Origin of the sequence: Gordoniibacillus kamchatkensis, assembly GCF_000829455.1 — a bacterium.
In the GTDB taxonomy this organism is placed as follows: domain Bacteria; phylum Bacillota; class Bacilli; order Paenibacillales; family NBRC-103111; genus Gordoniibacillus; species Gordoniibacillus kamchatkensis.
Window position 1 is genome coordinate 1 of sequence record NZ_JXAK01000089.1, and the last position, 18438, is coordinate 18438.

General features: G+C 56.8%; 19 protein-coding genes, 1 rRNA gene and 1 pseudogene. 17 read left to right on the forward strand and 4 right to left on the reverse strand.

Translation table 11 applies throughout. From position 1 onward, the window contains the following. Both SD70_RS39985 and SD70_RS36575 read right to left on the reverse strand, forming a co-directional pair. On the reverse strand, positions 1-428 hold a 428-nt coding region (locus SD70_RS39985), incomplete at its 3' end, for a helix-turn-helix transcriptional regulator (protein ID WP_156158274.1). Positions 429-562: 134 nt separating this feature from the next. Further along, positions 563-672: pseudogene (locus SD70_RS36575) on the reverse strand (Gfo/Idh/MocA family protein); the annotation flags it as partial. Between the two features lie 181 nt (positions 673-853). On the opposite strand from SD70_RS36575, the gene SD70_RS30030 reads away from it, so the two are divergent. From SD70_RS30030 to SD70_RS35480, 7 genes are all read left to right on the forward strand, one after another. Further along, positions 854-1753 (forward strand): AraC family transcriptional regulator, encoded by a 900-nt coding sequence (locus SD70_RS30030; RefSeq protein WP_041052254.1) that lies wholly within the window; start codon positions 854-856, stop codon positions 1751-1753. Positions 1754-1870: 117 nt separating this feature from the next. After that, positions 1871-3193 (forward strand): ABC transporter substrate-binding protein, encoded by a 1323-nt coding sequence (locus tag SD70_RS30035; protein ID WP_041052255.1) that lies wholly within the window; start codon positions 1871-1873, stop codon positions 3191-3193. A gap of 66 nt (positions 3194-3259) precedes the next feature. Further along, complete coding sequence (locus SD70_RS30040) at positions 3260-4162, forward strand: carbohydrate ABC transporter permease (RefSeq protein ID WP_041052256.1); 903 nt, start codon at positions 3260-3262, stop codon at positions 4160-4162. Further along, positions 4155-4991, forward strand: coding sequence for a carbohydrate ABC transporter permease (locus tag SD70_RS30045; protein ID WP_041052257.1), 837 nt, complete (start codon positions 4155-4157; stop codon positions 4989-4991). The genes SD70_RS30040 and SD70_RS30045 overlap by 8 nt, the downstream gene beginning before the upstream one ends. A 47-nt stretch (positions 4992-5038) precedes the next feature. Beyond that, a complete protein-coding gene (locus SD70_RS30050; protein WP_041052258.1) occupies positions 5039-6103 on the forward strand; it encodes a hypothetical protein in 1065 nt (354 codons plus the stop codon). Between the two features lie 22 nt (positions 6104-6125). Then, on the forward strand, positions 6126-7700 hold the full coding sequence (locus SD70_RS30055) for an FAD-dependent oxidoreductase (protein WP_041052259.1): 1575 nt from the start codon (positions 6126-6128) through the stop codon (positions 7698-7700). Between the two features lie 256 nt (positions 7701-7956). Then, complete coding sequence (locus SD70_RS35480) at positions 7957-8529, forward strand: hypothetical protein (RefSeq protein ID WP_041052260.1); 573 nt, start codon at positions 7957-7959, stop codon at positions 8527-8529. Here SD70_RS35480 and SD70_RS30065 read toward each other — a convergent pair. Then, a complete protein-coding gene (locus tag SD70_RS30065) occupies positions 8465-9592 on the reverse strand; it encodes a HupE/UreJ family protein (RefSeq protein ID WP_052488060.1) in 1128 nt (375 codons plus the stop codon). The genes SD70_RS35480 and SD70_RS30065 overlap by 65 nt on opposite strands. A gap of 62 nt (positions 9593-9654) precedes the next feature. On the opposite strand from SD70_RS30065, the gene SD70_RS30070 reads away from it, so the two are divergent. The 8 genes from SD70_RS30070 (at position 9655) to SD70_RS30100 (ending at position 16502) form a co-directional block, all read left to right on the forward strand. After that, a complete protein-coding gene (locus SD70_RS30070) occupies positions 9655-10032 on the forward strand; it encodes a hypothetical protein (RefSeq protein ID WP_041052261.1) in 378 nt (125 codons plus the stop codon). Between the two features lie 208 nt (positions 10033-10240). Further along, the gene (gene gatC, locus SD70_RS30075; RefSeq protein WP_041052262.1) at positions 10241-10528 is read left to right on the forward strand and encodes an Asp-tRNA(Asn)/Glu-tRNA(Gln) amidotransferase subunit GatC; all 288 of its coding nucleotides are present in this window, start codon (positions 10241-10243) and stop codon (positions 10526-10528) included. Between the two features lie 37 nt (positions 10529-10565). Next, positions 10566-12032, forward strand: coding sequence for an Asp-tRNA(Asn)/Glu-tRNA(Gln) amidotransferase subunit GatA (gene gatA, locus SD70_RS30080; RefSeq protein WP_041052263.1), 1467 nt, complete (start codon positions 10566-10568; stop codon positions 12030-12032). 20 nt (positions 12033-12052) lie between these two features. Beyond that, positions 12053-13501, forward strand: coding sequence for an Asp-tRNA(Asn)/Glu-tRNA(Gln) amidotransferase subunit GatB (gatB, locus tag SD70_RS30085; RefSeq protein WP_041052264.1), 1449 nt, complete (start codon positions 12053-12055; stop codon positions 13499-13501). Between the two features lie 99 nt (positions 13502-13600). Then, on the forward strand, positions 13601-13729 hold the full coding sequence (locus tag SD70_RS39990; protein ID WP_331436859.1) for a hypothetical protein: 129 nt from the start codon (positions 13601-13603) through the stop codon (positions 13727-13729). A gap of 38 nt (positions 13730-13767) precedes the next feature. Further along, positions 13768-14067: a GNAT family N-acetyltransferase gene (locus SD70_RS39995; protein ID WP_331436860.1), complete on the forward strand. Its 300-nt coding sequence runs from the start codon at positions 13768-13770 to the stop codon at positions 14065-14067. Positions 14068-14130: 63 nt separating this feature from the next. Then, entirely contained in the window at positions 14131-14571 is a 441-nt protein-coding gene (locus SD70_RS30095) for a Fur family transcriptional regulator (protein WP_041052265.1), read from the forward strand. Positions 14572-14747: 176 nt separating this feature from the next. Continuing rightward, positions 14748-16502: a glycosyl hydrolase family 18 protein gene (locus SD70_RS30100; protein WP_231571668.1), complete on the forward strand. Its 1755-nt coding sequence runs from the start codon at positions 14748-14750 to the stop codon at positions 16500-16502. Positions 16503-16560: 58 nt separating this feature from the next. On the opposite strand, the gene SD70_RS30105 is transcribed toward SD70_RS30100, so the two are convergent. Continuing rightward, on the reverse strand, positions 16561-16914 hold the full coding sequence (locus SD70_RS30105; RefSeq protein ID WP_041052266.1) for a DUF2614 family zinc ribbon-containing protein: 354 nt from the start codon (positions 16912-16914) through the stop codon (positions 16561-16563). Positions 16915-17034: 120 nt separating this feature from the next. Here SD70_RS30105 and SD70_RS30110 point away from each other — a divergent pair, with 120 nt between their 5' ends. Beyond that, the gene (locus SD70_RS30110; protein ID WP_041052267.1) at positions 17035-17898 is read left to right on the forward strand and encodes a nucleotidyltransferase-like protein; all 864 of its coding nucleotides are present in this window, start codon (positions 17035-17037) and stop codon (positions 17896-17898) included. A 351-nt stretch (positions 17899-18249) separates the two neighbouring features. Continuing rightward, positions 18250-18438: ribosomal RNA gene (locus SD70_RS30120) — 16S ribosomal RNA — on the forward strand; the annotation flags it as partial.

Below are 18438 nucleotides of genomic sequence, written 5' to 3' on the forward strand. Positions count from 1 at the left end.
TAAAGCGGCGATACCCCCGTCCGCTTCTTGAACATGCGCGAAAAATAAGTCAAATGTTTGAATCCGACATAATAACAAATATCGGTAACGTTCATGTCGGAATTCAGCAGCTCCATCGACTTGTTGAGACGCAGATCGATAATGTACTCGCTGAACGTTTTGGACGTATATTGTTTAAACATGTCGCAAAAGTACGTTCGGGAGACGAGCGCGCGCTTATACATATCCTCGAGCCGGATTTCCTCCCGGAAGTTGTCGTGAATGTGCCGAATCGCATCTTCCACCATCGAGCTGATCTTGAGCGTCTTGGCCGGGCTGCCCGAAGGCATCCGGTTCCATTCCCGGATAATCAGCGCCAGCAGCTTCAGCAGGCAGCCTTTGATGATAAGCTCGTAATGCAGGTCCGCCCGGTCGTATTCGTCGAGCATTTCTTCCAGAAGCTGTTTGATCTGCAGGCTGGCGCTGCCGCCGAACGCGACCTGCGAATGGGACAGCCCTTCGTCCGACAAAAAGTAGTCCAGCGCTTCGTGCAGCTGATCGTTGATGAAGTCGCCGACAAATTCATGTCGCAAAAGTATTTGATTTCTGTGTCCGCGTTTTGACATAGGCGGGGATGTGAGCGCTGTTTGCTATCGTTCCGCAGCCGATGACCGCGACTTTCATTTTCGCCATTCCGATTCCTCCCGTTTGCCATATTGGCCCATCGCCGTCCCCATTATAGCAATGCGTCTTCCGCAATGCTTTCACTATCGAATGAGGTTTTTTGATTTATCGTTCAGAATGCGCCGTTTTCCGGAATATATATAGGGTTGCAGGAAACGCCGCCCGCCGGAGGAAGGAGGCTTTCGTCATCGTGCAGAACCGCAAAAGATTTCATTTCGATAATTTATATTTTCTGGACCCGAAACAATATGAGTTATTTACGCTATATCAAATCGGCGACTTGTGCTGCGATTCGGGCTATTTGCTGCAGGAGCATACGCAAATCTGTTACGAGATTACCTATGTCGTGTCGGGAAAAGGCTGGTTTTCGACCAACGGCAAACGGTATGACGTGGAAGCCGGAGACCTGTATATCAACATCCCCGGCGAGGTGCATACGGGCGGCGCCGATGAAGACGACCCTTTCCGTTATTTTTACATGGGATTTTTATTTAATTTGCAGCGCGAGCACGAGCACCGGGAAAGCTTCGAGAGTCCGTTCATCCATATTCAAAAAATGCTCGACAAGAAAGAAACCCCGCTGACAAAAGACCGCTTGGATATGAAACATACGTTTCTGAGCGCTTTGAAAGAGTTCCGCAATTTGACCCAGTATTCGCAAATGATGACCCAGACGTATTTGAATCAGCTGATCGTGCTCATGTACCGCAATTTTTTTTCCGATTGGGACAGCACGTACCATTACGACCAAGGGAGCGGCGGGGCCAAGGAAATCGTCTACAGCGCCATCAGCTACATCGACAATCACTTGCTGGCGATGCGGGACTTGTCGGAGGTGTCCAGGGCGCTCGGATACAGCTACTCCTACTTGTCGCATCTGTTCACGGAGGAGACGGGCATCAGCCTCCGCAATTTTTATTCGCAAAAGCGGCTGCAAAAAATGATCGAGCTGATGAAATCGCAGCGGTTCTCCATTACGGAAATCGCCTCCGCCATGCAGTACCAGTCCATTCATTCGTTCAGCAGAGCTTTTAAAAAGGCGGTCGGCCTCTCCCCTACCGAATACATCCGCTTGTACGTTAAGGAATAAAACAACAAATGAACAACAGTTTAGCATGAACGGTTAAATACAGCGGTTTCCGCTTCGGTTATGATCGGGCTGTGAGCGGTGCTTTTAGCTACTTTTGGAAGGACGAGGGGGACCTGTATGGCGAACGCAAAGCGGTTCATTTCGCTCGGGCTTGCCGGCAGTATCGTGTGCTCCTTGCTGGCGGCGTGCAGCGACGGAAACGGAGGCGGAGACGGCAAGGCGGCGCCAGGACCGGCGCCGAACGCTCCGAAGAAAGACGTGACGCTGAATTTCTGGACGATTTCGTTAAGCCCGAACTTTGACGACTACATCAACGGGCGAATCAAAAAGTATCAAGACGAGCACCCGGGCATCAAAGTCAAATGGACGGACCTTCCCTACGGTTCGATGGAGAACAAGCTTCTCACGTCCATCGCCGGCGGCAACTCTCCCGACGTCGTCAACCTCAACACAGGCATGGCCTTGACGCTTGCCGCCAAAAACGCTCTGGTCGACTTGAACAAAGAAGCGACGGAGGAGCAGCGCTCCATCTACTTCCCCGATCTTTACAACTCCACCAAGCTCGGCAACAGCGCCTATGCATTCCCATGGTACTTCGGGCTGTCCGTTTTTATGTACAACAAGAAAATTTACGAGCAGGCCGGCCTCGATCCGAACCAACCTCCGAAGACGCTTGACGAGCTGAAGCAGCAGGCGATCCAGATCAAGGCGAAAACGGGGAAGTACGGGTTTGCGTTCGTATCCAACCCGCCTGCCGACCTCTATTTCGCGGGTGTGCCAATCATCAGCGAAGACAAGAAAAAAATTATCGTTAATACGCCGGAAGCGCTGGAATGGGCGAAGTGGAACAAGGCTCTGTATGACGAAGGCATTATTCCGAAGGATAGCGTCGGAGCCGACGCCAACTACGCCACCGACAAATACCAAGCCGGCCAAATCGCCACTCTGACGACCGGCGCGAACTTCCTGAACCGCGTGAAGCAAAACGCTAAGGACGTCTACGACAACACCCTCGTCGCCAAAATGCCGGCGAAAAAAGAGAACGGCAACTACCAGGCCAGCCTGATGAACGTCGTCGTGCCGATGCTGAGCAAAAATCATAGGGAAGCGATCGACTTCGCGAACTACATGACGAACGACGAATCCCAGCTTGCATTTGCAAATTGTCAACATCCTGCCGTCTACGAAGAAAGCCGCAGCCGACCCGTTCTTTACGCAGAACGGCGACGATCCGGAGTCGAAGGCGAAAATTATCGCGGCCTCGATGGTCGGCCAGGCAAAGATTTTACGCTTGGCATTAAAGACGAGGGAAAAGTGCTCGATCCGCTCTGGAAAGGCTGGACGAAAATGATGCTCGGCCAGCAGTCGCCGGAAGATATGCTGAAGCAGGCCGAACAGGACATGCAGAAGCAGCTGGACGCCGTAAACGCGGAAAACTGAGTCGTCTTCCGCAGGGCGGCGAGCGGGGCTTGCCGCTTATTTTGCGGCGGGAAGGGGCAATGGCCTTTGGCAACGACATTATCGAAGTTACAGCGGCGGCGGGCCGGGTTTGCGTACCTGATGATCGCTCCCGGCGCGATTTTACTGTTGGTGTTTACGCTTTTTCCGATCGTTTACGGACTTCCGCTCGCTTTCACCAACTATTCGGCGGTCGATACGACCAAATGGGTCGGCATGAAAAATTTCCACCGGGCGTTCGGCGATCCGGATTTCCTCGTCGCCTTGAAAAATTCGCTGCTCTATGTCGTCGTCGTGCCGATCATTCAGCTGCTCGCCATTTTGATGGCGGTTCTCGTCAACACGCGGCTGAAATTCGTCAGCCTGTTTCGGACGGCGTATTTCATTCCTGTCGTGACGTCGATGGCGGCAGCGGCGATCGCCTGGAAATGGATGTATGAAGAGAAAGGAATTTTGAACTACATCCTGCGCAGTCTCGGTTTGATCAGGCAAGATATTGCGTTCATGGTGGAGCCGAGCCTCGCGCTCGCGGGGGTGATGCTCGTTACGGTCTGGAAAGGGCTCGGCTACTACATGATGATCTATTTGGCCGGCCTGCAATCCATTCCGGCGGAGCTGACGGAAGCTGCGAAAATAGACGGCGCTAACCGGTGGCAGGTCATCCGGCGCATTACGATTCCGCTCCTCATGCCGTTCGTGCTGTTGTGCTCGCTTTTATCGGTCATGGGCGCGATTCGGGTGTTCGATGAAATTTTCGTCATGCACGGTCCGAAGGGGGATCCCGTCAATTCGACGCTCGTGACGAGCGTATACACGTATAAAGTCGCCTTCCAGGATTTCGACTTCGGCTATGCGGCGGCGATCGGCCTTGTCGTTGCGCTCATTATTTTGGTATTCTCCGTCCTTATGTTCCGTTACACGCGCAGGGGAGGGCTGACTTACTATGAGTAGTGCGGCAAACCTCAAAAAAATCGTCACGGCGGCCGTCGTCTACGCGCTGCTTGTTTTCACGGCGCTCGTTTGTCTAGGGCCCTTCCTCTGGCTTTTGTCCACTTCCTTGAAGGTGAACGCGAACGTATACCAATTTCCGCCGCAGCTCATCCCGCGTCCGGTCAATTTCAAAAACTTCGCCGACGTGTTCCGTATTATGCCGCTTTGGATCTACATCAAAAATACGGTGTTCATGACCGGACTCGGCGTCGCGCTGAACGCGGCGATATGCACGATGACCGCCTATCCGCTCGCCCGCATCGTTTTTCCGGCCCGCAACGTTATTTTTTACGCCATCGTGAGCACGATGATTTTGCCGAATGCGGCGGGCATGATCGTCAACTTCATCGTGATCCAAAAGCTGCATTTGTACAATACGCTGCTCGGCGTCGTGCTGCCTTCGGCGGTCAGTGTGTTCAACATTTTTTTGCTGCGGCAGGCGTTCATTACAGTGCCGGGCGAGATGGAGTTTTCCGGAAGAATGGACGGGGCGAGCGAGTTCCGGATTTTTTGGAGCATCATGGTCCCGATGGTGAGACCGGCTATCGCGACGGTCGTCATTTTCGACTTTATGGGCTTTTGGAACAGCATGATATGGCCGATCATCATTTTGGACGACAAGGACAAATATCCGCTAACCGCTGCGCTGCAATATTTGCAAGGGAATTTGTCCTACAATTTTCCGTATATTGCGGCAGGCACGATCATTTCCGTCATTCCGATCATCGCCATCTTCCTTGTGCTGCAAAAGCAGTTCATCAACGGCATGGTCGGAGCGGTCAAAGGCTGATTGCGGTCTCGCAAACGAACGAATCGATAGAAAGAGGGATGATCTCGGTGGGTAAAAATTGGGTACTGTGCGTCGCCGTTTCGCTAAGTCTGCTTGTTTCCGCTTCCGCCTTCGCGGAGCAGTCGACGGTGCCGGTTTCCTCGCTGCAGCCGGCCGTTCACCTCGAGAAGCCGCAGCTGGCGGCCGTCGGCGGGAAGCTGCTGTTCAGCGATTCGCCGGAAACGTTCTCTGCGCCTGGAGCGTTTTACCGCGATACTGCCGAAGGGGAGTTCCGCGTGTTCTGGCATCATCAAAATGCCGCACCGCAAACGATGACGGTAGGCGTTGCGATCACGAATACGTCGGCGGCACCTGTCAACTTGTACACGAAAGGCAAAGGAGTCGGAACGGATATTTACGTCGACGTTGCCGGACAAACCGCTCTTGCCGACTTTATGCAAAGCCAGAATACGGTTGATCTGGCGGGCACCCTCGTCCCGGGGGAGAGCTATTTCGTCACCGCCCCGACGGGCAGCGGCATTACGAACAGCGGCATCGTTCAGTTTGCGGCGACAGCGCAGAGCGGCGCGCCGGCGCAAGTGACGGCGACTTTTTTGGCCTACGACGCGAAGCCGGACCATCCCGAGCAGGTGGCCGTTCTTCCCGAGGATTCCCATACGAGAGGGACGTTCCCGCACTTCGACAGGACCGGCACGATCCGTTACGATACGTCTCTCGGCAACGCTTACTTGCGCGTCGATTCGGCCGCGTACGGGCAGTGGAGCGACAGCATGCCGGGCGAATACGAGGAAGGCTGGGATGCGGTTGACCAAAAAACGGTCATCAACAATGGCAATTACGGCGTGATGTATCGTTTTGCCGCGGAGTTCGTCAACAGCTACCACCATCCCCGGATGGCCGGCTTGTTTTTGAATCCGTCCGGCGGCTACGGGCATTATGTGGTCAAGTGGAACAAGACGATCTTTCAGTCCGGTTATTTGACCTACGAAGACGCCTGGAACATTGTCAATTTCAAATTGAATCCGAACGGCGGCACGTACAGGTCCGAAATGAGCCTCACCGGGGGGGCGGCCGGGCCGCAGGTCATTTATTTCACGAACGAAGCCCGTTAATCGATAAGAGGAGGCATGCCCGATGGGCAAAGAACTGCATGCCGATCTAGTCATCATCGGCGGGGGCACGGGAGGAACCGCGGCTGCGCTTGCCGCCGCCAAGATGGGCAGGACCGTGATCATGACCGAAGAAACGTCGTGGATCGGCGGCCAACTGACGAGCCAGGCTGTGCCTCCCGACGAACATCCGTGGATCGAAAAGTTCGGCTGCACGAGCAGCTATCGCCGGTTCCGTGACGGCGTTCGGCAGTATTACCGGGACTGCTTTCCGCTGACCGCCGAGGCCCGGGCCAACGTGTATCTGAATCCCGGCAACGGTTGGGTGAGCCGGCTCTGCCACGAGCCGCGCACGGCGCTGGCAGTGCTGCAGCAAATGCTGGCGCCTTATATTCACAGCGGCCGGCTGACGGTTCTGACCCGCCACCGTGCCGAAGCCGTGCGGACGAACGGGGACGATGTGCTCTCGGTGACGGTGCGAAGCTTGGACGGTCAGGAGCGGCTGGAGCTTGCAGCCCCTTATTTTCTCGATGCGACGGAATGCGGGGACGTGCTGCCGCTTGCCGGTGCGGAATATGTGACAGGGGCGGAATCGCAGCGGCAAACCGGGGAGCCCCACGCTCTGGAGGGAGCCCCGCAGCCGATGGATATGCAGGCGTTTACGTACTGCTTCGCGGTCGATTACCTCGAAGGGGAAGACCATACGATTGCCAGGCCTGAGCAATATTCGTTCTGGCGCAACTACAAGGCGGACTTTTGGCCGGGCCGGCTGCTGAGCTGGACCGGAGTGAAACCGGCGACACTGGAGCCGATCGAATACGACCTGTTTCCCGGCAAAGACTGGATGTCTTTGTTCGGCTACCGGCGAATCGCCGACAAGCGCAATTTTGCCCCGGGCACCTACCGCAGCGACATCACCCTGGTCAATTGGCCCCAGAACGATTACTGGCTCGGCTCCGTCATCGACGTAAGCGAAGAGGAGCGGGCGCGCCATTTCAAATGCGCCAAGCAGCTCAGTCTTTCGCTCTTGTACTGGATGCAGACGGAAGCTCCCCGCCCCGACGGCAAACAAGGGTACCCGGGACTTCGTCTGCGCAGCGACGCTGTCGGCACCGCAGACGGATTGGCGATGTACCCGTACATTCGCGAGTCGCGCCGCATTCAGGCGGAATTTACGGTGCTGGAACAGCATGTGAGCACGGAATGCCGCGGAACCGAAGAAGCCGAAGCGTTCGTCGATTCCGTCGGCATCGGCTGCTACCGGATCGACCTGCATCCGAGCACCGGGCTGCGCTCTTACATCGATATTTCCAGTTTGCCGTTCCAAATCCCGCTGGGCAGTCTCATTCCGGTCCGCGTCAACAATTTGCTGCCCGCCTGCAAAAATATCGGAGTGACCCATATTACGAACGGCTGTTACCGGCTTCATCCCGTGGAATGGAACATCGGCGAGGCCGCCGGCTATTTGGTCGGGTATTGCCTGCAGCACCGCGTCCAACCGCGGGAAGTCCGCAACCGGCAGGAGCACCTCGCCTCCTTCCAGCGGTTGCTTGTCCGGGAAGGAATCGAGCTGGCATGGCCGGAGACGCACCCCGTCTAATGTAAAAAGGGCAATCCGTTCCAAGCGGAACGGGCCCCCGTTTCGACGCAATTTGCTTGCATGACTGGTCTTTCAGTATTGCATCGGTCGACAACGCCAATTCGGAACCGCCGCCCGGATTCGGGGTATATGAGCCAACTGCCCTTCACCTAAAGGAATTGACAAGTTTTTTCTCCTCCACCATGACGTTCGTCGTGGCAAGCTGTATGCCTCAAGCGTATCGTATACAGCACGAGTGTGGAGAGGAGGAAGCACGATGCAACTGCTTTGTCAGTATCCGATTGCTGCCAGTAGCGTTACGCCCTACATCGGCCGTGCCGTTGCCGCTTGTACTGCGGACGGCGACGTCGTGTGCGGAGTTATTGACCGCATTCACGACGGCCATCTCGTGATGCGGCCGCTCGAGAACGTTCCCGATGCGGCGATTGCCAGCTTGAAACAATCGCTTGCGAAGAACCCGCGCGTGAACGACATCAAGTCCAAAATGAAGGAAAAAGCCCGAATCAAAGCGTGGGGTTATCCTGGGGCCTATCCGTTCGGCTGGGGCTACGGCAACTGGGGCTGGGGACTCGGTTGGTGGTGGATTTGGCCGCTGTTCTTCCTGGCAGCACTGGCCGCATTTCCGTTTTTCTGGTACGCCCGGCGCGGCGGCACAAACTTTAGGTTGACGATAATGGAGCTTCCCGCCGCACAAACGGGGAGCTCCATTATGGCTTTATGGGCAAGATCGGGAACAGCCGGCTTGGCAGCGGCTTCTCCTCCGTTTACAGCAGCCCGATCAGGCCGGAGCGCTCGACCGCCCAAATGGCGGCCAGCAGGAACACGATGACGGATACGGCGGCTACGAGGCGAGGGTACCAGGAACGCTTATTCCAGCGCAGCAGCAGCGGCAGCAGCACCGCCAGCACCGCGAGTTGGCCAAGCTCCACACCGGCGTTGAAACTGAGCAGCGCAGCCGCAGTCCGCCCCGCAGGCAAGCCGATTTCTTGCAGCGCTCCGGCGAAGCCCATGCCGTGCACAAGGCCGAAGCCCAGTGTGACAACAAAGCGGTAACGGCGGCGGCGGCCGCTGCGGCGCGCGAACCAATTGTCCGCAGCGACATAGGCGATCGTAAGCGCGATGCAGGTCTCTACGAAGCGGGAATCGACGCGGACCATCCCACTGGCGACAAGGATCAGCGTTACGCTGTGGGCAGCGGTGAACGCCGTCACAATACTTGCCGCCTCGCGCCAGCCGGCGCAAGCGACGAGCAAGCAAAGCAGAAACAGCAAATGGTCGTATCCGGTCCAGATGTGCGTCATGCCGAGCCATACGTATTGCAGCAGTGTACCGAGCCAGCCGCCGCCGGCGCCAGGCAGCGCATCGTATTGATACGTTCGGTGGGCAGCGTCGAATACTGCTTGATCGACATCGTCCCCGTTCACAATGATAGCGAAGTTGACATGCTGCGGATCCGCATCGTCGAACAGCAAATCGTACCGGATCGATAAGTGCTCTATCGGCCGGGTGGCTGCATATGATAATAGTAACGTGACACCGGATATTCCATCTTTATCGTCCAGGTGCTCGCCTTCATACCGGAACTGCAAAGGTTCGCCGTTCTGAGCGAGCTGCAGCCGCTGCCGCACATAGTCGGCCAGCTTCGGCCGCTGCGCCGCCAGCTCGTCCGGCGTCAGCCGCTTGTCGCCGTTCGTGTCGAAAGCGAGCAAGCTTTGCTCCGGCAGGAACAGCTCGTAACCGACATCGCGCCCGTTCACGGTCACTTGCGAGTAACCGTTATTGAGCGGATGCGCTTCGGCTTGGCCGGCCGCCGCACCGAATGCGGCCAAGGCGAACATAACGACGATTATCGACATCAGAATCGGCATATTACCGCGAAATATTCGTTTCATTGGACACCATACTCTTTTTTTAGTACCATATTACTATAGTTGATAGGGTAGGGGGAATCGCCATGCTGCGATTGGGTCAGAAAGTTATTTTCGTCGCCGACAGCCTTGAGCAGAACTTGCCGATTGGCGACTACGGATACATTATCGCCTATGACCGCAATGCCGATAACATATTTGAGTACGTCGTCCGTGCGCCGAAGCTGAACAAAAACTTTTTCGTCACGGGAGAAGACGTCGAGCTTGAAGAGACGCTTTTAGAGCAAGAGGCAGACCGGCTGGCGAAACAGGCGCTTATTGACTTCGCGCTGGCGACGCGAAACGAGGAGCTGTTCCGCACCATTATGAACGGCGGAGCCGCCGAGCCTGCTTCGGAATCGAACAAGGACGTGCAATCCGCGCAAGATTTCGTCAAGCAGGTCAACCTGAAAGCGTGGATTTGAATCTCGTTTCTTCATATTATAATAGAACACAGTCCGCACGAAAAAAGCAGCGTTCCCCGTCGCTTTCCCGGGATCGCTGCTTTTTGCCGTGCTGACGTCCAAGGCCGGGTCCCGCCCCGCGGCAATTGAGTTCCAATCCTCCTTCGGCTATAATAGGAAGAATGAAAAAGGCCGATACGATCGGCACAGCGGAGAGGAGCAGCCCCTTGTGAGCATTTCCAAGCAAGACGTCGAGCATGTAGCGAATTTGGCCAGGCTGGAGCTGACGGACGCGGAGAAAGAGCAGTTCGCCGAACAGCTCAGCGCCATTCTGAAATATGCCGAGCAGCTCAGCGAGCTGAACACGGACGGCATCGAGCCGACGAGCCACCCGATGCCGCTCCTGAACGTGATGCGCGAAGACGAAGCGCGCCCGTCGTGGCCGCTGGAAGAGGTGCTGAAGAACGCGCCGGACGAAGAGGACGGACAGTTCAAGGTGCCGGCCGTACTGGAATAATTCGCACCCGACGCGGATGTCGGAAGGAGGAGCCTCGTTGTCTGTTTTTGATTTGACACTACAGGACATTCATTCGAAGCTGAGAAACAAGGAGCTGACGGTGACGGATCTCGTCGACGCGTCGTACCGGCGCATTGCCGACGTAGACGGCCGCATCGGCGCTTTCCTGGCCCTGGACGAAGAGAACGCCCGCCGCACGGCGCAGCAACTGGACAAGCAGCTCGGGACGGACGAGCCGAGAGGGCTGCTGTTCGGGCTGCCGGCAGGCCTTAAAGACAACATTGTCACCGCAGGCCTGGCCACGACGTGCGCCAGCAAGTTCCTTTCCAATTACGATCCGATTTACGACGCCACCGTTGTGCGCAAGCTGCGCGACGCGCAGGCGGTCACCGTCGGCAAGCTGAACATGGACGAATTCGCGATGGGCGGCTCGGGGGAAAATTCCGCCGTCAAGCCGACCCGCAATCCGTGGCATCCGGACCACGTGCCGGGCGGCTCCAGCTCGGGCTCGGCGGCGGCGGTCGCCGCCGGCGAAGTATATTTCGCGCTCGGCTCGGATACCGGCGGCTCGATCCGCCAGCCGGCTTCCTACTGCGGCATCGTCGGCATGAAGCCGACGTACGGCCTCGTCTCCCGCTTCGGTCTCGTCGCCTTCGCTTCGTCGCTCGACCAAATCGGGCCGCTGACGAAAAACGTCGAGGACTGCGCGTATGTGCTGCAGTCGATCGTCGGCCACGATCCGCAAGATTCAACGTCGCTGAACGTCACCGATATTCCGGACTACTTAAGCGCGCTGACCGGCGATATCCAAGGGCTCCGCGTGGCGCTGCCAAAGGAGTATATGGGAGAGGGCATCGATCCGCGGGTGAAAGAGCGCGTGCTGGAAGCGATCCGCGTGCTCGAAAGCCTCGGCGCCGTCGTCGAGGAAGTGTCGCTGCCGCATACCGAGTACGCGGTAGCCGCCTACTATTTGCTCGCTTCTTCCGAAGCTTCCTCGAACCTGGCCCGCTATGACGGCGTGCGTTACGGCGTCCGTACCGACAACGCCGGCAACTTGCTGGACGTATACCGCTATTCCCGCAGCGAAGGGTTCGGCCCGGAAGTGAAGCGCCGCATCATGCTCGGCACGTACGCGCTCAGCTCCGGCTACTATGACGCCTACTATTTGAAAGCGCAAAAAGTGCGGACGCTTATCAAGCGCGACTTCGACAACGTATTTGCGAACTACGACGTCGTCGTCGGCCCGACCGCGCCTACCCCAGCCTTCAAGCTGGGCGAACAGGTCGGCGATCCGCTGACGATGTATTTGAACGATATTCTCACGATTCCGGTCAACCTTGCCGGCATTCCGGCGATCAGCGTGCCGTGCGGCTTTGCGGACGGGCTGCCGGTCGGGCTGCAAGTTATCGGCAAAGCGCTGAACGAATCGACCGTGCTGCGCGTCGCTCATGCGTTCGAGCGCAGCACCGATCATCACAAGCAGCGTCCGCAGCTGAAAGCTTAAGCGAAGGAGGAACCTGACCTATGACAGCCACCGAAACGAAGTACGAGACGGTCATCGGGCTTGAGGTGCACGTCGAGCTGCACACCAAATCGAAAATATTTTGCGGCTGCGCGACCTCCTTCGGCGCTCCGCCGAACACGCACACGTGCCCGGTCTGCCTCGGCCACCCCGGCGTGCTGCCGGTGCTGAACCGGCAGGCGGTGGAGTACGCGATGAAAGCGGCGATGGCGCTCAATTGCGAGATAGCCGAGCATACGAAGTTCGACCGCAAAAACTACTTTTACCCGGATTCGCCGAAGGCGTACCAAATTTCCCAATACGACAAACCGATCGGCGCGCGCGGCTACATCGATATCGAAGTGAACGGAGAGACGAAGCGCATCGGCATTACCCGCGTCCATCTGGAGGAAGACGCCGGCAAGCTGACGCACGTGGACGGCGGCTCCGTTTCGCTCGTGGATTTGAATCGCTGCGGCACGCCCCTGATCGAGATCGTGTCCGAGCCGGACTTGCGCTCGCCGGAAGAGGCCCGCCTCTATCTCGAGAAGCTGCGCGCCATTATGCTGTATTGCGACGTGTCCGACGTCAAAATGGAAGAAGGTTCGCTGCGCTGCGACGCCAACATTTCGCTGCGCCCGCGCGGACAGCAGGAGTTCGGGACGAAAACCGAGCTGAAAAACATGAACTCGTTCCGCGGCGTCCAGAAGGGTCTGGAGTACGAGGAATGGCGCCAAGCCGACGTGCTGGACAGCGGCGGCCGCATCGTGCAGGAAACGCGCCGCTGGGACGAAGCCCAGGGCAAAACGATTTCGATGCGCTCCAAGGAAGAGGCGCACGATTACCGTTATTTTCCCGATCCGGACCTGGTGTCGCTGCATACCGACAAGGCATGGACGGATCGCGTGAAAGCGGGCATTCCCGAGCTGCCGGACGCCCGCAAGGCGAGGTACACATCGGAATACGGGCTGCCGGGCTATGACGCGGAAGTGATCACCGCTTCCAAGAAGCTGGCCGACTTGTTCGAAGACAGCCTGAAGAGCACGAAAGACGCCAAAGCCGTCTCCAACTGGATCATGGGCGATCTGCTCGGCTACTTGAACGCGAACAATCTCGAGCTGGACGACGTGAAGCTGAGCGGGGCAGCCCTCGGCGCCATGATCGGTCTGATCGAGCAGGGCACGATTTCGAACAAAATCGCCAAAACCGTCTTCAAAACGATGCTGGAGACCGGCAAATCGCCGCAGCAAATCGTCGAAGAACAAGGCCTTGTCCAAATTAGCGACGAAGGCGCGATCAAGGAGGTCGTGGCCCGCATCGTAGCGAACAACCCGCAGTCGGTAGCCGACTACAAAGCCGGCAAGGAGAAAGCGATCGGCTTCCTCGTCGGCCAAGTGATGAAGGAAACGAAGGGCAAAGCGAACCCGGGACTCGTAAACCAGCTGCTCATCGAAGTTTTGAAGGCGCAATAAATAACGGCAATTGCGAAGAGCGGTGCCCCCGGCGTCCCGGCAGGGACTTGGGGAGCCCGCTTTTCTGCTAATATTGGGAAGGAGAGCATCCGCACATCTATGATCGAACGGTTGAGCTTCGGGACGAACCGGCAGGCGCTCCGGCTGCTGCAGCTGCAAATGTCGGCATACCGCGTAGAGGCGGAGCTGATCGCTTCGCCGACATCCCGCCGCTTAAAGACACAATAGACTCCATTCGCGCCGCACAGGAAACGTTCTACGGCTATATCGAGGAGGGGGAGCTGGCAGGGGCGATCGCCTATGAATGTGAAGGCGGCACCATCACGATTTCCCGGATGATGGTGCATCCGCACTATTTTCGCCGCGGCATCGCCTCGAAGCTGCTTCGGCACGTGTTCGCTCTCGAGCCCGACGCCGCGCGCTACGTCGTTTCCACCGGGGCCCTCAATGCGCCAGCGCTGAAGCTGTATGAAAGCGCCGGATTTGAAGAACAGTACAGAAGGGAAATCGCCCCCGGCATCGAACTGGTCACGTTGGCGAAACCGGGCGGCGGCGCGACGCATTGACAAAATGTCAAACAGCGCCGTACAATTAAGGATGAAGCATTTTGACAGCAGGTGGTGAGAGCTATGACGACGGCAGTGCATTTAGAGCAGGCGTTGGCAAAACTGAAAACGACCGGTGTAAGGATGACGCCGCAGCGGCATGCGATCTTGTCATACCTGCTCGATACGATGAAGCATCCGACCGCCGACGAAATTTATAAAGCGCTGGAGCCCCGGTTTCCGAGCATGAGCGTCGCGACGGTGTATAACAATTTGAAAGTGTTTATCGAAGCCGGCCTCGTGCGCGAGCTGACGTACGGCGACAACTCGAGCCGGTTCGATGCCGATATGACCGATCACTACCATGCGCTGTGCGAAGTTTGCGGCCGCATTTTCGATTTCGAGTATGAGCCGCTGCACGATGTGGAAGAGGCTGCGCGCGAGCAGACGGGCTTCAAGGTGAAGGGACACCGCCTGGAAGTATACGGCATGTGCGCCGACTGCGCCGATATTCGTCAGCATTAACGGCCGGAACAGCCATCAGATCATTCCATTTCTAAGAGTCTAGCAATCTATAGTATAATAGAACGTATTCGGACAACGCCTTGCGACAAGGCCGCCGAATACGTTTTTTTACTATGTTAGAGACAATAGACTGCACCTTTATCTTCGATTATGTACGAAGGAGTGACATCGACATCGTGGAATCCAACATCGTCACGAATGCCGGCATCCGCCAGCCGCGACGGCGCGGACGCAAAACCGCGTGGCTGCTCCTGCTTGCGGCCTTGTGCGCGGTAGCCACCTTCGTGCTGTGGACGCTTTACGCGCCGAACCGGACTCATGTGCGGCCCGATTTTCACGGACTAAGCAAGCCGGTTTTTTATAAAGGCGAGCTATGGGAAGAATCGGCGGCCGGAACGAAGGAAAGCCTGAAGCTGCCCGCATCGCTGATCAAGCAGTGGATCGATCCGAACGCGCTCTATGAAGAAAAAAGCGACTCGTTTATCGTCACGACGGACCGGCAAGTGCTGCGGATGAAAACGAGCGAGCTGACGGCCACAGTGAACGACAAGCCGATCACCCTGAAGTTCCCCGTCGAGAAACAGGGCAAGACGGTGTTGGTGCCGATTGAACCTCTGCGGGACCTGTATCGCGTCGATCTTCGCGAAGCGGACGACACGGGTGCCGTCATTCTTGTCAAGGAAGGCGACGTTTTGCAGTGGGCTAAAGCGAGCGGCAAGTCGATATTCGGACGGAATGCCGATACCGCGGCGCTGCGCACCGGCCCGTCCATTAAAGAACCGATCGTCGCGGACGTGAAAAACGGCGACAAGCTCATGCTGTGGGGAGAGAAGAACGGCTGGTACGAGGCCCAGCTGCCCAGCGGCGTGACGGGGTATATCCGCAAAGAAGAAGCGGTGTTGGACCACGTCGAAACGGTGCCGCGCCAGGAGCCGAAGCCGGCGTTCGTACCTTGGAAGCCGCTCGGCGGCAAAATCAACCTGACATGGGAGCAAGTGACGACCAAGACGCCCGACCCTGCCAAAATTGGCCCGATGCCCGGCCTGAACGTCATCTCGCCGACCTGGTTCAGTCTTGCCGACGGAGATGGCACCGTGCAAAACATCGCCGACCCCGCCTACGTCAAATGGGCTCAGGGCCGCGGCTATCAAGTGTGGGCGCTATTCAGCAACGGCTTCGATCCGAAGCGCACGACGGATGCGCTGGCCACTTATGACAAGCGGCTCAAAATCATCAAGCAGCTTCTCGGCTATGTCCAGCTTTACAAGCTGCAGGGCATCAACATCGACTTCGAGAATGTCACCGTACAGGACAAAGACGAGCTGACCCAGTTCGTGCGCGAGCTGACCCCTTATTTGCACGAGCTGAACGCCGTCGTCTCCATCGACGTTACGCCGAAGTCGGGGAGCGAGAACTGGTCGCTGTTTTACGACCGCAAAGCGCTCGCCCAGACGGTCGATTACATGATGATGATGACGTACGACGAATATTGGGCCTCGAGCCCGAAAGCGGGCTCTGTCGCGTCTCTGCCGTGGGTCGAGAAATCGGTTGCGCAAATTTTGAACGAGGACCAGGTTCCGCCGTCCAAGCTCGTGCTTGGCGCTCCTTATTATACCCGCATCTGGACGGAAGAAACCAAAGACGGCAAAACGACCGTCACGAGCAAAGCCGTCGGCATGGACGCGGTGCGGCAGCTGATCAAAGACAAAAAGCTGACGCCGGCGTATTCCCCGGAAACCGGGCAAAACTATGTCGAATATACGGACAGCGGCAAGCTGAACCGCATTTGGATCGAAGACGAAACGAGCATGAAGGCGCGCATCGAGCTCGTCAAGAAGTATGACCTCGCCGGCGTCGCCCTTTGGAAACGCGGACTCGAGCTTCCCGAGACGTGGACATGGATCAAGGATACGCTGGAGAAGAAACCGTAACCGGGTATAAAAAAATGGTGCCTCGACCGCGATCGGTCGAGGCACCATTTTTGCTAAGTCAGCTCCGGTGCTCCGCGGCGGGCTGCTCGGCAAGCGCAGGATCGAGCGTAAGGATCGTTTTGCAGAACATGCACCGGTCTGTTTTCCCGAGCATTTTCGTACGCTTGCCGCATTCCGGGCAGTCGATGACCGTGGCGCTGGTCGACAGCATACCGGCCCAGAAATAGACGCCCATGCTGAGCATCATGGAGATCATGCCGATGATCATGAATACGACGGCGATAACTTTGCCGATAACTCCCCAATTGAAGACGATGCCGGCGAGGCCGACGATCATGAGCAGCATGCCGCCCATCGTGAGCAGCAGGCCCCACAGGCGGAATTCGTTGACTTTGCTAGATTTGAAACGCACGGCCGTTCCACTCCTCGATCTTTAAACTTTCTTTAGGGAAAAAGCGGCGAACTGGCGGCAGGAAACCGGCAGTGGGCTGTAGAACTAATAGTGCATCATAGTATGGCGTGGGGGATGCGTATGCAGTCGTTAAAGGAGCAGCTTGCGGCTCTGTACCGGGCGGATCCGGATGTCGTGAGCGTCGTTGCGGTGGAGAACCCGAATCAACTGCCTTCACTGACGGACGGATTCGACCTGCTTCTGCTGCTCGTTACGCGTTCCCGCGAACGGGCGAATCATCTACATCATTATATAAAAGAGCAAGTCCATATACAAGAAAAGAGGATTCCTCTCGCCGAGCTCGAAGCGTCTCTCCTTGGCGACAGCAGGAGCCTGATTCAATGGTTGCTTAAAGGAGAGATCGTTCTGGACCGGGAAGGCCGCCTCGAAGAGCTTCGCAACAAAGTGCTCGAATTTCCTGCCGAGCTTCGGGAACATAAGCTTCTGCTGGAGTTTTGCCGCTTTCTGCGGATGTATTTGCAAAGCAAAGAGTACTTGCTTGCCGAGCATTTGCTTGACGCGTACAACAACATTTTAGAGGCGCTTCAATGCTGGGCTCGCATCGTCATTATCGAAGAGGGGCACCACCCGGAAATTGCCGTCTGGCGCCAAATCCGCTATATGAACCCTGGTGTTTATAAGTTATATGAGGAACTGACGACGAGCAAGGAGACGGTGAAGCAGCGGGTTCAGCTCGTGCTTCTCGCGTGCGAGTTTTCCGTCATGTCCAAGATGGAGCGCTGCTGCGGGCCGCTGCTCGCGATTTTGGAAGGAAGAGAGGAGCCGTGGAGCGCCGCGGAGCTGCGGCAGCATCCTGCGCTGGCCGACATTCAGGGCGAACTCCCTTTGCTGCTGGGCAAACTGGTCAAAAAATCGCTGATCCGCGAAGTAGCCGTCGCCTCCGAATCCGAGCTGCTGGATCTGGAACTCCGCTATACGAAATGAAGATAGAAGCCGTCTCCTTGGATGGCTTCTTTTTCTTTGCAATCCGGCTTGACTTCATTTCGCGATCTGTGGTAAATTAGTCTTCGCCGCTGATGAAGGCTGTCTGAAACAGTCGAATGCGCAGCAGGCCGCGGATACGAAATAACGATGTTGGTAGAAAATACAACTTGCATTTGACTCCGCGAATGTGATATATTATAAAAGTCGCCGTTGAAACGGAGCTCGCAAGAGCGAAGCGCGAATGCGGCGCAAAAAGCAAGACGATTGCTCCTTGAAAACTGAATGACGAGTGAGAGGTTTTCGTGAGGAAAACAACACGCAAGTGTTTCTTATGAGCAAGTGTTTCAAACTTTATTGGAGAGTTTGATCCTGGCTCAGGACGAACGCTGGCGGCGTGCCTAATACATGCAAGTCGAGCGGAGTGAGTCCTTCGGGGCTCGCTTAGCGGCGGACGGGTGAGTAACACGTAGGCAACCTGCCTGTAAGACCGGGATAACTACCGGAAACGGTAGCTAAGACCGGATAGCTGGTCTTCTCGCA

Bases quoted from the DNA above. Each gene is read 5' to 3' on its own strand.
- SD70_RS30035 (WP_041052255.1), top strand. From the start codon at position 1,871: ATGGCGAACGCAAAGCGGTTCATTTCGCTCGGGCTTGCCGGCAGTATC.
- SD70_RS30045 (WP_041052257.1), top strand. From the start codon at position 4,155: ATGAGTAGTGCGGCAAACCTCAAAAAAATCGTCACGGCGGCCGTCGTC.
- SD70_RS30055 (WP_041052259.1), top strand. From the start codon at position 6,126: ATGGGCAAAGAACTGCATGCCGATCTAGTCATCATCGGCGGGGGCACG.
- SD70_RS35480 (WP_041052260.1), top strand. From the start codon at position 7,957: ATGCAACTGCTTTGTCAGTATCCGATTGCTGCCAGTAGCGTTACGCCC.
- SD70_RS30065 (WP_052488060.1), bottom strand. From the start codon at position 9,592: ATGAAACGAATATTTCGCGGTAATATGCCGATTCTGATGTCGATAATC.
- SD70_RS30070 (WP_041052261.1), top strand. From the start codon at position 9,655: ATGCTGCGATTGGGTCAGAAAGTTATTTTCGTCGCCGACAGCCTTGAG.
- gatB (WP_041052264.1), top strand. From the start codon at position 12,053: ATGACAGCCACCGAAACGAAGTACGAGACGGTCATCGGGCTTGAGGTG.
- SD70_RS39990 (WP_331436859.1), top strand. From the start codon at position 13,601: ATGATCGAACGGTTGAGCTTCGGGACGAACCGGCAGGCGCTCCGGCTG.
- SD70_RS30095 (WP_041052265.1), top strand. From the start codon at position 14,131: ATGACGACGGCAGTGCATTTAGAGCAGGCGTTGGCAAAACTGAAAACG.
- SD70_RS30110 (WP_041052267.1), top strand. From the start codon at position 17,035: ATGCAGTCGTTAAAGGAGCAGCTTGCGGCTCTGTACCGGGCGGATCCG.